Here is a 13,272-nt window from a genome sequence, read left to right as displayed (position 1 = left end):
CCTACCGGCGTCCGCCGACTGACTCCTGTGCCTCGGGAACGATGCGGCACCCGCATCGACTCCTACACGTGATTGGCGTTAGAGATCGCGCTCACGAAGAAGGGAAACAGGCAGGCAGTCGTTGATCAGTTCGAGTGTTCGAACGTCGAGGTACGCGACAGAACAGGCCGCCGACAGAAGCCCGAGTAGATACCAGCAAACATCCTCGCTGATCAGAGGACGCTCGGGCCGCCGGTGCCTCGATTGTGGCTGGTCGCGATTGCTCCTGACGTTTGTGGTGGTATGTGTCGAGTCGTTCATATCTACTCCGAACCAGCTTTCATTGTGAAACCGCCAACTGAAAATAGCAGCGACAAAGTAGATCCGATATGCGATCGGAATTCGTTCTCGATCGTCGAGGATCGCTGATGCGGATCGTTCGTTTCCAAAGGCCGAGGCCGCCGAGGCAGCGCACATTGCGGTCATCTCGGCGACGCTCATATGCGACTCGGGATTTGCGGGGTGCTCTGCATCGACGGCTGTCTTTCGTTTGAATGTCGAGGGTGTCGTCAGTCAAGCGGCTTCGAAGATCGCCGCCAGCCCCTGACCACCACCGACACACATCGTCTCGAGCCCGTAGCGCCCGCCGCGCCGACGCAACTCGTAGAGCAGCGTGGCCAGCATTCGCACGCCAGTGGCGCCAATCGGATGGCCTAGGGAAATGCCGGAGCCGTTGACATTCAAACGCTCCGGCTCGTTCCAGTTCCAGCCCTTTAGCACGGCCAGGACCTGCACAGCAAATGCCTCATTCAGTTCGACGAGATCGATCCGGTCGAATGAAAAGCCGGTACGTTTGAGAAGACGCTCGACGGCGGGAACGGGGCCGATTCCCATCTTTGCCGGCTCACAGCCGGCGGCGGCCCAACCGACGAGATAGCCGAGAGGTGACAGTTCGAGTTCGTCGAGCTTGTCCTCGGCGACGACGAGACAGGCTGCTGCGGCGTCGTTCTGCTGACTGGCATTCCCGGCCGTGACCGTGCCGTCTTTAAGAATTGGCCTGAGCCTGGCCAGCGTGTCGGCGGTAGTATCAGCGCGGATGCCTTCGTCTCTCGCGAATGGTATGGGTTCGCCTTTCCTTTGCGGCACGGCAACGGGCACAATTTCCTCATCGAATTTCCCTGCCTGCCATGCGGCAGCCGCGCGCTGGTGACTAGACGCGGCGAAGGCATCGGCTTGCGCACGCGTGATGCCGTATTCACGAGCGAGATTTTCAGCCGTCTCCACCATCCCGGAGATATAGCCGAAACGTTCCTCAGGCTGAGATCGCTCGCGGCCGCGCTCGAGACGGTCATGTAACCGCACCGATCCCGAACGCTTGCCCCAGCGCATATCCGTCGTGTAATACTCGATGTTGCTCATACTCTCGACCCCGCCGGCGAGCACTACATCGGCCGCGCCACTTTGTACCATCATCGCTGCGGTCACCACGGCCTGCAGTCCACCGCCGCAGCGTCTATCGATCTGGAAGCCCGGCACATTGATCGGCAACCCGGCATGCAGCGCTGCCCAGCGCCCAATGCAGGGCGTCTCGCTGTTGGCATAGGACTGGGCAAAAACCAGGTCGTCGACGCGAGACGGGTCGATCCGGGTGCGCGCAAGTACGGCCTTGATGACGGAATCCGTTAGCGCTTCGACTGGAACGTCGCGCAGGCTGCCTCCAAAACTTCCGACTGGCGTGCGCACGGGTGCCACGATCGCTGCTCGTCTCATCAAACCTCCTCGCTTCTTCATTTATCGACGTATGCCTCAATCCGTTGACCGTGAGCGAAAATCTGCTGCTCAGCGCGACCGGCTGTGTGGACGGCATTGAAAGATTGCGAAATGACCAACTCCCGGTCAACGCGAAGGGCAAAACATTTCCGTACTCTGACAGCGTCATTTTCGGTCCTCGGGTGATCCCTTATGCGATGTCGCCGAGTGTTGTGCCCCCGCGTCCCAGATAGGCCGATTCCAATGGTTTCTTTGTACGGAACCTGCTCAGGCGATGCGTTGACTTGCCTATGCCTGGAATTCACGATGAGTTAGAAGTTGACTAAATGCGGGACGGAGGCAAAGCTTGTGTTGCAACAGTCAACCAGCGTTCTCTCTCGTCCGTGCACCGAGAACATCTATCAATCTGCGCGGAACATCGATGAGTGATCTCATGAGACATGAATGGCAACCAACGGCCGATGACATCGGCTCCTCGAACGTGAAGATTTTGCTCGAACGATTGGGTCTTGATCACTATGACGAGCTGCTAGCGTTTTCGAACGACCAGCCCGATGCGTACTGGAAAGCCGTTGTCGAGTTTTGTGGAATCGTATGGGACGTTGGCTACGACACCTTTTTGGACGCATCCGCGGGGCCGGAGTTTCCAAAATGGTTTCGCGGCGGACAATTGAATTGGGTGAACTCAGTCCTCAAATGGGCAAGCGATCCAGACACCGCAGGGCAGCTTGCGGTTGTCGCCGAGCGCGAGGAGGGTTCGATAGAGCAGTTGACCTACCGCGACCTCGCAAAGCGGGTCGCGTCATTCGCAGCGGGCCTGAAGGCAAAGGGCGTGCGACGAGGGGACCGTGTCGGGCTGCTGATCGAGAACGGCGTCGAGGCAACCATCACGTTGCTTTCGGTCGCCTGGCTCGGTGCGATCGTGGTGCCACTGTTCAGCGGCTTCGGTGTCGATGCGATCGTGTCACGCCTGTCATCATGTTCCGCTCGTGTGCTCATTGCGACAACCGGGTTTTCGCGCCGCGGCAAATGGGTGGACACATGCACGCTCGTCAACGAGGCCACCTCGCGGCTAAGTGCGTTGGAAATGGTCGTCTGGAAGGGCGCGAATGAATCGCTGATTTTCAACGACAGCGTACTCGACTGGCATGCCGTCGCGGACGCACAACCAGCGGTCGCACCTGAGCGCATGTCGCCCGAAGACCCTTTCATGGTCATCTATACATCGGGTACGACGGGCAAGCCTAAAGGTGCGGTTCATACGCATGGTGGCTTTCCGCTCAAGATTGCGCACGACTCAGCGATACATTTCAACGTCAAACAAGGCGATGTTTTTTGCTGGCCAGCCGATATCGGCTGGATTGCCGGGAGCCTCGTGATGTCGAGCGCGCTGCTGCGCGGGGCTACATTGGTCTGCTACGACGGCGCGCCGGATTTCCCCGATTGGTCGCGTATGTCACGGCTGATCGAGCGCCATCGCGTCACGCACTTCGGTTCGGCGCCGACGCTGATCCGCGGCCTTTCTGCCAATGCGGAACTCGCCACGCAAGGCGATCTGTCCACCGTGCGTCTTTTGATTACGGCTGGAGAGGGCATTGATCCGGAACACTTTGTGTGGTTCCAGCAGGCGTTCGGCTCGGGGCGGCGTCCCGTCATCAACTATACAGGCGGCACCGAGGTATCTGGCGCGCTGTTATCGAGCGTCATCGTCAAGCCGATCGTCCCGAGTGGCTTCAATACGGCGTCCCCATCCGTTGCGGTTGATGTCGTGGGTCCAGTCGGAGAACCGCTGATCGGTCAGATCGGCGAACTAGCTGTTCGGAAGCCGTTCGTCGGCATGACACAGTCGTTCTGGAAGGACGACGAGCGCTATCTTGACGCATATTGGCGGACCGTACCCGGCATCTGGCTGCACGGCGACCTCGCCATGCATCGCGAAGACGGTCATTGGTTCATGCTGGGACGCTCCGACGATACCATCAAGCTGGCCGGGAAGCGGGTGGGGCCGGCGGAAATCGAGGAGGTCTTGCTCGAATTGCCGCAGGTTGCTGAGGCAGCAGCAATCGGTGTCGACGACCCGGTCAAGGGGCAGAAGCTCGTCGTGTTCCTGGTCTGTGGGCCCCAGGCGGCCGGCTCTCTCCCGCAACTCGAAGAAACGGTGGCGCGGCACGTGGACCAGCGGCTCGGGCGTCCATTCCGGCCGTCGGCGATCCATGTGGTCGGGCAATTGCCGAAGACGCGCAGTTCGAAGATCATGCGACGCGTCATACGCAGTGTGTATTGCGGCCTGCCGCCTGGAGATCTGTCGTCGCTCGATAATCCGGCCGCAATCGATGAGATCCGGATGGCAGCGCAGGATTAAGCTGCCCGCTCGCTTCGCGAGCGGAAACGCGCTTCCCCTGCGAGCCGGGGGAAGCGCGCGTACTTGTCATAGCTGCTTCGGCGCGCGGAAGATTCCGCATGAACCGTCCACCTCGTTCGGGACGAGGATGTTTTCCCATGGCGTAACGGGGGCGGCCGCTTCCGTGACGATCAAGGCGCGGGCGCGCTCGGGGAGCGCAGGATATGTGGCAAAGAACGCTTCGATCCGCCGGGCACTACGTTCACCGAGACCGGGGATCACGACCCACCATCGCCGGCGGCGGGGAACTCGGACAGTCAGGTCGGCCAGCGTCCGGATGCCGTGCCGATGCAGTACCGGAATGACCCGGGGCGGGAGCCAAGATTCGACCGCATCGCTCACAAGTGGTCGCGGGACCGGAAGTAACGGCAGGACGTCGAGCGCCCGGATCGCATCACTGCGGTGACGAGTACGCTCGCCGGCCACGCGTTGAAACGGCTCCGCGAGATCGGCGCGATGGCGGCTGAGGGCGAATCCGACCACCTGCCGGCGAATGCGACCGATCGCACCGCGCGTCGAAGGGCCGCCATCGAGCGCCTGCGGGCAATATCGCAGGATCGCGTCGCGCGCGCGAGCGCCCTCGTACCACGCGCGCAGCGCGGAGAGGGAAGCGGTGCCGGGATACGATGGTGGTATGGAAGAGTTGGGCATCTCCTCAGTATAGGTAACGGCTTATGGGATGACGTTAGGCCTGGTGTGACGCGTTTTCCAGGCTGCGCGCTTGAACGAAAAACGCAGCGATATCGCTAATACCACATAGCGAGTGGACCGCAGCGCGTGGGCATCAGCCAGTCGCGCTAGGTAGCAGGCGGCAGCGCACGCGTGTCAACGTCAGTCTGCTGTCGAACTGTGTCCAGATAGTTCGTCGATTGTTGTCGCAATGTCCAGCGGGTCCACGCAGCGACCGTCGTACGGCTTGTTGCCCTTTATCCCCGATATCTCAAGGCGTCCACGAGAAGCCTGAAAGCAGGCGATGCATGGCGCCGGTGGGGATAGTAGAGATGGTATCCCGGCAGGTCGGGCGTGAACCTTCCCAGGACCCTCACGAGCCGCTCGGCGTCGAGACAGGGCTGGACCTGGTCGAGCGGCAGATAGGCAAGGCCGTGGCCGTCGAGCGCCGCATCAAGGATGAGATCGATGGTATTCAGCACAAGCTGACCATCAACCCGGACACGTGCTTCGCGACCTCCGCGTTTCAGTCGCCATGCGTTTACCGTGCCCGACGTTGGCAGGCGTAGATTGATGGCCCGGTGGTCGATCAGTTGAGCCGGTGACGTCGGCATTGGGCTGTCGCGAAAGTATTCCGGCGAACCGACGATCGCCATCGGAATGTCGGGGCCAATCCGCATCGCGATCATGTCCCTGGCGATCTCCCCGCCGAGGCGTACTCCGGCATCGAAGCGGTCGGCCACGACGTCTGCCAGCCCGTAATCGACTGTGACCTCGACGTTGATGTCCGGGTTTCCAACAAGCAGCCGCCGCATTGCCGGAATGAGGATTGTTTTGGCTGCGTGTTCCACGGTTGTGAGCCGAATGGTGCCAGACGGACGATCACGCAGGTCACCCAATGAGGCGATTGCCGCGTCCAGGTCGTGCAGCATGGGGCCGAGGGTCGCGAGAAGCCGCTCACCGGCTTCCGTGGGCGCCACGCTTCGGGTCGTGCGCGAGAGCAGGCGCAGGCCGAGGCGCTCTTCAGTGCGACGCACGATCTGGCTAAGCGCAGACTGTGCCATACCGAGGCGGGTGGCCGCCTTCGTGAAACTGCGCTCTTCTGCCACAACTACGAACACCGTTAGATCCGCGATCTCGTCCCGCCGCATAAGGTTTTCTCCCGCATCGAATTGATTTATCACAGGCATGATAGGCCCCATCGATATTGGGCGTCTAATCAAACCAATCCTTCTGGTCTACATTGGATGGCGTCGGTCCTGAACCGAAGCGCTGGTCTAGATCAAGAGGAGCCTGATTGTGGGCAAAGTAACGTTCGCCAATTCGTGTAACAAGGCGATCGCCATGTCGGCGGTGGTCAACTTTCCGGAAGGATTCGACGAGAACCGTGTGTATCCGGCGATCGTGGTGTCACATCCGGGCGGCGGCGTGAAGGAGCAAACCGCGGGCACCTATGCGAAGAAGCTTGCGGCGCACGGTTTCGTGACCATTGCCTACGACGCGTCCTATCAGGGCGAGAGTACCGGCGAGCCGCGCCAGCTTGAAAACCCCTACATCCGTACCGAGGACATCAGCGCGGTGATCGATTACCTGGCGACGCTGCCGTACGTCGACATGAATCGCCTCGGGGCGATGGGCATCTGCGCGGGAGCCGGATATGCCGCCTGCGCCGCGATTCAGGACCGTCGGATCAAGGCCGTCGGCACCGTGAGTGCCGTCAACATCGGTACGCTGTTCCGCAATGGCTGGGACAACAGTGGAAAGTCCATCGACGCATTGCCAAACATCGAAGCGGGCTCCAACGCCCGAACCATGGATGCCCGCGGTGCGGCTTTGGCCACGATGCCGCTTGCGCCCCTGCGGGAGCAGGACGCCCCGAACGAGGAGATGCGTCAGGCTTGGGAGTACTACCACTCGGTCCGCGCGGAGTGCGCCACGGCGCCGGGTTTCGCCACACTACGCAGCCTGAACCAGATCGTCACCTACGACGCCTATCACCTGGCCGACATCTATCTGACGCAACCGCTGTTGATCATTGCGGGCAGTGAAGCGGGCAGCAGGTGGATGAGTGAAGAACTGTTCGATCGTGCTGCAAGCAAAGACAAATCTTTTCATGTTGTCGAGGGCGCCAATCATATGGACCTGTACGACGTGTGCAGGTTTGTTGAAGAAGCTGTGTCGGTGCTCGCACCGTTCTTTTTGAGCAGGCTGCCTGTGATGGAAGTGGCGAGCCGGGCATCGCGGGGAGAGGGCCATGTCAGCCAGATCCCCAGAAGGCGCTTTCCGTCGACCGCACGAGGCGGCAGACGGTCTGCAACCAATATCTGAGTCACAGGAGAGTTTAATGACCAGGACTGTTCTCATTACCGGCGCGGCCTCGGGGTTTGGCGAAAACCTCGTCCACAAGTTTGCTGAAAAGGGCTGGAACGTCACTGCCACGATGCGGGATATCAACAAGGCGCCTTTCAGCTTCGCGAAGCTGTCCAACGTCCATGTGACGCGACTGGATGTGCGCGATGAAGCCAGCATTCTTGAGGCACTTGCCAGCAGCGAGCAGCGCTTCGGTGCGCTCGATGTACTCGTGAACGCGGCGGCCAAGGTGCTTGGAGGCACCCTCGAGGAACACACGATCGACCAGGTCAGGGACCAGTTCGAGACGAACGTGTTCGGAACGCTGGCCGTGACCCGGGCGGTCCTGCCCGGCATGCGCGCGCGGGGATCGGGCCACATCCTCAACTTCTCGTCTGCCGCTGGGGTGATCGCCATGCCCCTCATACCCGCATACGCGGCCTCGAAGTTCGCGATCGAGGGCTATAGCGAGTCTCTCGCGTTCGACCTTGCGCACCTTGGTGTCATGGTCACGATCGTCGAGCCTGGCTACTTCGAAACGGAGCTTGGCAGCAAGGCCGAGGCCCCGGCACAGAGGATCGAGGCTTATGCGCCTGCCGCTGAGCTGCGTGGCGCGATATTCGACTACACGCCGGGGAACCTCGACGGCGCCAGTGAAGCCATCGTGTCCATCGCGGGCTCGAAGGACGCACCTGTGCGCCTGTATGTAGGGCACGGTCTCGACTCCGTGCGCAAGCGCTATCAGGAACATCTTGATGCGTGGAAGCAGAACGAGTCCATTACCCGCTCAACCCTTTGACCTTGGGAAGCTCACCAATGAAGACCTGGTTTATTACCGGAGCCAGCCGTGGATTCGGCCTTGAAATCGCCCGTGCTGCCCTGGCGGCGGGAGATCGGGTCGTTGCCACCGCGCGCAAACCAGAACAGCTCGAATCCGTCCTCGCCGGAGACCGACTGCTGGTGCTACCGCTCGACGTCACCGATGAGCTTTCGATCCGCTCTGCGGTTGACAGGGCTGTCCAGAAGTTCACGCGCATTGATGTACTCGTCAACAATGCCGGCTACGGTCAGCTGGGAGCATTCGAGCAGCTGTCGGCCGCAGCAATCGACAGGCAGTTCGCCACGAACGTCTTCGGCGTGTTCGCCGTAACCCGGGCGATCCTGCCGGTCATGCGCGAGCAGCGCTCGGGCCATGTGCTCACAGTGTCGTCTATCGGCGGTCTTCTCAGTACGCCGGGGGCATCGATCTATTGTGCGTCCAAGTTCGCCCTGGAGGGCTGGTCGGAAGGGTTGAGCGGGGAACTCAAGCAGTTCGACATCAAGGCGACGCTGATCGAGCCCGGTGCCTTCCGTACGGATTTCCTTGATGCCACCTCGGTTTTGCACGGGGACGTCCTGATTCCGGACTACGAGGCTTATCGCAAAACCCTTCAGGCCACGTTCGATGGGGCGAACTACAAGCAGCCGGGAGACCCCGCCAGGCTCGGCGAGGTCGTGGTGGCGCTGGTGCAGTCGAAAGAGCCGCCGGTGCGCCTGGCTATCGGGACCGATGCTTACGAAGGCGTGATCACGCGCGCGAGTCGGGACCGCGAACTGGCCAACGAGTGGCGCAGTGTGTCGGTTTCGACTGACTTCTCAGAATAATTAGCAACACGAAATCGTGCAAATCGGCCAGTTGCCCGATGGGAAGCAAGAAGTGCACTGGCCGAGGAGGCGTAGCGGAACCTCTGGAGGGACTGTCGTCAGTCGTTTCCCGAGGCCACCCGCGATACCCGCTTAATCCGATCAACCACGAAGGAAATCTGTCATGCGACACGACGTCAAATTCCCCAGCAGCGGCCTGAGCATTGCCGGCCATCTCTATGTTCCCGAAAACACGTCCGGTCCACTGCCGGGCGTCGTCATCAGCCACCCTATGGGCGCGGTGAAGGAACAGAGCCCGTCCAACTATGCGGAGCGCCTGGTCAAGCAGGGCTTCGTCGTTCTGACTTTCGATGCGGCCTATCAGGGTGAGAGCGAAGGCTCTCCTCGCGGGCTCGAAGATCCGATCCAACGCGCCGAAGATGTCAAGAGTGCGGTTTCTTACCTCTCGATCCGGCCGGAAGTTAATCCGCAACGCATCGGCGCGCTCGGCATCTGCGCTTCGGGTGGCTATGTGCCGTTCGCGGCGCAGACCGACCACCGGATCAAGGCCGTTGCCACCGTGGTCGGCGCGTGCGTTGGCATCCTCTGGCGTGAAGGCATGGACGGAAAGCAAAGCCCGGACGTGCTGCAGAAGCAGCTCGACGAGGCGGCTGTCGACCGCACTAACGAAGCGAAAGGCGAGCCGGTCCGCATGGCGCAGATCGTGCCGGCGACCGACGAGCAGGCAAAGTTCTTCCCCGAGAAGAGCATGTTCCGCGAGGCCTACGACTACTATCGCACACCGCGTGGCCAGCATCCCCGCTCGACCAATCAGTGGGTCGCGCGCAGCGTCGACAAAATCGCGCAATACGATTCCTATGCCCTGGTCGATCTCATTGCTCCGCGACCACTTCTGATGATCGCGGGAACCGAAGCTGATACGCAGCGCTTCAGCGTGGAAACGATAGAGAAGGCAAAGGGGCCGAAGGAGCTGTTCTGGATCGAGGGCGCGTCACATGTCGACCTGTACGACAAGCCCGAGTATGTCGATCCCGCCTCCGTGAAGCTCGTTAGCTTCTTCAAGCAGCATCTCGGTTAAGCGGACCGCGCCATCGCACCGGTGTTCCAGGGTGGCGCAGGCTCCTCTAATAATCGTCATTATGTCCGGCGCGGTTGTTCAACCCGCGCCGGCATGGTGAGTTGCAGTCCGCTTCGTCCCAGTTGCGATTCACGGAGTAGTTTCATGCTTAAAGCACAAGACATCGCCTTTCTAATTTCTCGATTTCCAGATCGATGTCATCCCTGCAGCGAAAACCCTGCCGCTGGAGCGCCTTCAGGCATCGGTGCGCGCATTGGCGACGCTAGCCAGGGATGTTGGAGCACCGGCATTTGTCTCGACCATACCGACCGGCGCGGAGACGAAGCTCATCCCCGAACTTCAGGTCGACGGGCTTTCGGCGACTATGGTCACCCGCAATGGGCCGCATCTATTTGGCCACGCGGAGTCCGTTCAACATATCAGCGCGCTGAAGAGACCGGTGCTCGTGGTCGGCGGTGTCCTGACCGAAATCGCTGTCCTCAATGCTGTTTTAGGTGCACGAAACGCCGGCTACGAAGTGCACGTAATGATCGACGCTTGCGGTGGATGGACCGAGCGCACCGAAACTGCGGCCATCGAACAGATGCGCGCGGCCGGCGCGGTTATCTCCTCGACGCTCACGCTCTCGACGAGTCTGCTCGAGACCTTCTCCTCGCCGGATAGCGCTGCTGTTTTCCAGGCTATCGGTGCACTGCTCGGCTGAGCGCTTGCGCCAGGCCCGGGCGCGCTGCGACCGTTGACCGCATAGATGGCATCACATAGATACGCAATATTATTTTCAGGAGTTTCCCTCATGAACAAGCTCTCAGTCGCGCCGTTGTTCCAGCCGTTCAAGCTCAAGTCCCTGACGTTGAAAAATCGCATCGTCATGGCACCCATGACGCGCTCATTCGCTCCCGAAGGTGTCCCTGGCGAGAACGTCGCGGCCTATTACCGGCGCCGCGCCGAAAACAACGTGGGCCTGATCCTTTCCGAAGGCACCGTGATCGATCGCCCCGCGTCGAGCAACGACCCGAACATCCCTCTTTTCCACGGGACGGCGGCACTGAACGGCTGGAAGCATGTGATCGACGAGGTCCACGCCGCGGGCGGAAAGATGGGCCCGCAGATCTGGCACGTCGGCTCGTTGAAAAGCCCGATGACTGCATGGGAGCCGGGCGTGCCCGTGGAAAGCCCGTCGGGTCTGGTCGGCCCGGGCGACAGCCGTGGCAAGGCGATGAGCGATGAGGACATCGCCGACACCATCGCCGCTTACGGGCGCGCGGCGGCGGATGCCAAACGTCTGGGTTTCGATGTCGCTGAGATTCATGGCGCGCATGGCTATCTCATTGATCAGTTCTTCTGGGCCGGCAGCAATCAGCGCACCGACAGATATGGCGGCAGCACCATCGAGGAGCGCTCGCGCTTCGCATCGGAGGTGGTGAAAGCCGTGCGTGCAGCCGTGGGCGAAGACTTTCCGATCATCCTGCGCCTTAGCCAATGGAAGCAGCAGGACTACTCGGTGCGCCTGGCTGACACGCCCGAGCGCATGGGTGCGTGGCTTACTCCGCTGGTCGAGGCCGGCGTAGACATCCTGCACTGCTCGCAACGCCGTTTCTGGGAGCCGGAGTTTCCGGAATTCGACGGCGAGGCAGGCCTCAACTTTGCAGGCTGGGCCAAAAAGCTCACCGGCGCGGCCACGATCAGCGTTGGCTCAGTCGGGTTGGGCAGCGATCTCACGGCCTCCTTCAGCGGCGAAACAGCGGCGCCGGCGAGCCTGGATGCCCTGGTGCAGCGTATGGAACGTGAGGAATTCGACCTGATCGCGGTGGGTCGTGCGCTGCTCGGCGATCCGCGGTGGGTAGCGAAAGTGCTGGGCGGCGCACACGACGAGTTGAACAGTTTCAGTGCGGCCGCGCTGGCCGAGCTGGTCTGAACCCGTACCACCACTGGACGACGCACCACCCTGTTCTGACTCCGGCGCCTGGCTTGCCCTGAAGCTGCGGGTCCGAGTACATCCGAAAGCACTATCGGGTGTACTCCATCCGCAAGCTCCGGGAAAGCCCCCTCTCTGCAAACAATCCAACTGGATCTCGCACGGTCCGCCGACGCCGGTATAGGTTCATTCGAACCTTACGCGGTAGCGACGGCTGGTTGTCGCTGATCATAATCAAATCGACTCTTATGACGCAACGAACATCGCCACTCTTCCAGCCGTTTGCATTCGGGAACGGCGTTGCCCTTCGCAATCGCTCCGTCATGGCGCCAATGACGACCTGGTCCGCCAATGCCGACGGCACGGTGTCCGATCAGGAGGTGGCCTACTATCGCGCCCGAGCCGAAGGCGTTGGCATGATTGTGACCGGCTGCACCCACGTGACGGCAAACGGCATCGGGTTTACCGGCGAATTCGCTGCTCATGAGGACCGGTTTATTCCGAGCCTGCGCCGTCTCGCGCAGGCGGCAAAAAGCGGTGGTGCGCCGGCGATCCTGCAGATCTTCCACGCTGGCAACAAGGCCGTGCCGCATCTGGTTCCGGACGCTCGGGTGGTCAGTGCCAGCGCGCTAAAGGCGCCTCCTGGTCCGTTCAACGACGGCGAAGTGACCAGTCAGGCCCTCACTCACGACGAAATTGCGGAAATCATTCGTGCGTTTGGCGAGACAACACGCCGGGCCATCGAGGCAGGTTTCGATGGTATTGAATTGCATGGCGCGCATGGATTCCTCATCCAGAACTTCTTTTCGCCAACTTTCAACCAGCGTCACGACGAATGGGGTGGCTCTCTGGAAAACCGCATGCGCTTTCCACTCGCGGTCGTGCGTGAAGTGCAGCGCGTCATCGCGGAACATGCCGGGCGGCCCTTCCTGCTCGGTTATCGCCTGTCACCTGAAGAACCCGGCGAAGGCGCACTGCGGATGGTCGACACTTATGTCCTGATTGACGCGCTGATCGGGAGCGGTGTCGATTACATCCACGCCTCGCTCTTTGATATCCCGAATGCCAGGCCGCTGGACTATACGGGCGAGCATACGACCGCCGAGTTGATTGTTGAACATGTCGGTGGCCGCATACCTCTAGTTGCAGCGGGCTTGATCCGCACGCCTGATGAAGCCGTCAAATCGTTGGCATCGGGGCTTTCGCTGGTCGCGATCGGACAGGCGCTGGTGATGAATCCGGATTGGGTCGAGCTTGCGAGCGATGGCCGGGCGGCGGAGATTGCCACCACACTGGATTCGTCGCGAGTGCCAGAGCTGACGATTCCGGACAATCTGTGGGAAGTGATTCAGGCGACGAAGGGTTGGTTTTCGCTCGATACGCAAGCGGTGGTTGCGGAATGAGCTGACCAGGTGTCCGGGAAGGTTCGATGACGTTCGCCAGGAGAGTCGTGACGAGCCCTCCCGG

Annotated in this window: 12 protein-coding genes; 8 read left to right on the top strand and 4 right to left on the bottom strand. The window is 61.1% G+C overall.

The features are described 5' to 3' along the window. Window positions 1–78: 78 nt before the first annotated feature. Together OKW39_RS22400 and OKW39_RS22395 are read right to left on the bottom strand one after the other, a co-directional pair. Window positions 79–480, bottom strand: a complete 402-nt coding sequence (locus OKW39_RS22400) for a hypothetical protein (RefSeq protein ID WP_429563698.1) — start codon at window positions 478–480, stop codon at window positions 79–81. A 72-nt stretch (window positions 481–552) separates the two neighbouring features. Continuing rightward, a complete protein-coding gene (locus tag OKW39_RS22395) occupies window positions 553–1,749 on the bottom strand; it encodes an acetyl-CoA C-acetyltransferase (protein WP_429563697.1) in 1,197 nt (398 codons plus the stop codon). Window positions 1,750–2,170: 421 nt separating this feature from the next. On the opposite strand from OKW39_RS22395, the gene OKW39_RS22390 reads away from it, so the two are divergent. Then, window positions 2,171–4,111 carry an AMP-binding protein gene (locus OKW39_RS22390; protein WP_429563696.1) on the top strand — a complete coding sequence of 647 codons (1,941 nt, stop codon included), beginning with the start codon at window positions 2,171–2,173 and terminating at the stop codon, window positions 4,109–4,111. A 66-nt stretch (window positions 4,112–4,177) separates the two neighbouring features. On the opposite strand, the gene OKW39_RS22385 is transcribed toward OKW39_RS22390, so the two are convergent. Together OKW39_RS22385 and OKW39_RS22380 are read right to left on the bottom strand one after the other, a co-directional pair. Then, on the bottom strand, window positions 4,178–4,801 hold the full coding sequence (locus tag OKW39_RS22385; protein ID WP_429563695.1) for a phage integrase family protein: 624 nt from the start codon (window positions 4,799–4,801) through the stop codon (window positions 4,178–4,180). 275 nt (window positions 4,802–5,076) lie between these two features. Beyond that, a complete protein-coding gene (locus OKW39_RS22380; protein ID WP_429443206.1) occupies window positions 5,077–6,009 on the bottom strand; it encodes a LysR family transcriptional regulator in 933 nt (310 codons plus the stop codon). A 109-nt stretch (window positions 6,010–6,118) separates the two neighbouring features. Between OKW39_RS22380 and OKW39_RS22375 the strand changes: the two genes are divergently transcribed. From OKW39_RS22375 to OKW39_RS22345, 7 genes are all read left to right on the top strand, one after another. Continuing rightward, a complete protein-coding gene (locus OKW39_RS22375; protein ID WP_429563694.1) occupies window positions 6,119–7,147 on the top strand; it encodes an alpha/beta hydrolase in 1,029 nt (342 codons plus the stop codon). 16 nt (window positions 7,148–7,163) lie between these two features. Continuing rightward, entirely contained in the window at window positions 7,164–7,967 is an 804-nt protein-coding gene (locus tag OKW39_RS22370; protein WP_429563693.1) for an SDR family oxidoreductase, read from the top strand. 17 nt (window positions 7,968–7,984) lie between these two features. After that, entirely contained in the window at window positions 7,985–8,812 is an 828-nt protein-coding gene (locus OKW39_RS22365) for an oxidoreductase (RefSeq protein ID WP_184057200.1), read from the top strand. Between the two features lie 163 nt (window positions 8,813–8,975). Beyond that, on the top strand, window positions 8,976–9,890 hold the full coding sequence (locus OKW39_RS22360; RefSeq protein WP_429563692.1) for an alpha/beta hydrolase: 915 nt from the start codon (window positions 8,976–8,978) through the stop codon (window positions 9,888–9,890). A gap of 190 nt (window positions 9,891–10,080) precedes the next feature. Continuing rightward, the gene (locus OKW39_RS22355) at window positions 10,081–10,593 is read left to right on the top strand and encodes an isochorismatase family protein (RefSeq protein ID WP_429563733.1); all 513 of its coding nucleotides are present in this window, start codon (window positions 10,081–10,083) and stop codon (window positions 10,591–10,593) included. A gap of 90 nt (window positions 10,594–10,683) precedes the next feature. Next, complete coding sequence (locus tag OKW39_RS22350; RefSeq protein ID WP_133665329.1) at window positions 10,684–11,805, top strand: NADH:flavin oxidoreductase; 1,122 nt, start codon at window positions 10,684–10,686, stop codon at window positions 11,803–11,805. 248 nt (window positions 11,806–12,053) lie between these two features. Next, complete coding sequence (locus OKW39_RS22345) at window positions 12,054–13,208, top strand: NADH-dependent flavin oxidoreductase (RefSeq protein ID WP_429563691.1); 1,155 nt, start codon at window positions 12,054–12,056, stop codon at window positions 13,206–13,208. Window positions 13,209–13,272: the final 64 nt, after the last annotated feature.

This window comes from Paraburkholderia sp. MM6662-R1 (assembly GCF_050436245.1).
GTDB classification, from domain to species: domain Bacteria; phylum Pseudomonadota; class Gammaproteobacteria; order Burkholderiales; family Burkholderiaceae; genus Paraburkholderia; species Paraburkholderia tuberum.
Note: the sequence above shows the minus strand (reverse complement) of the source record. Positions and strands in the feature narration are given on the sequence as shown.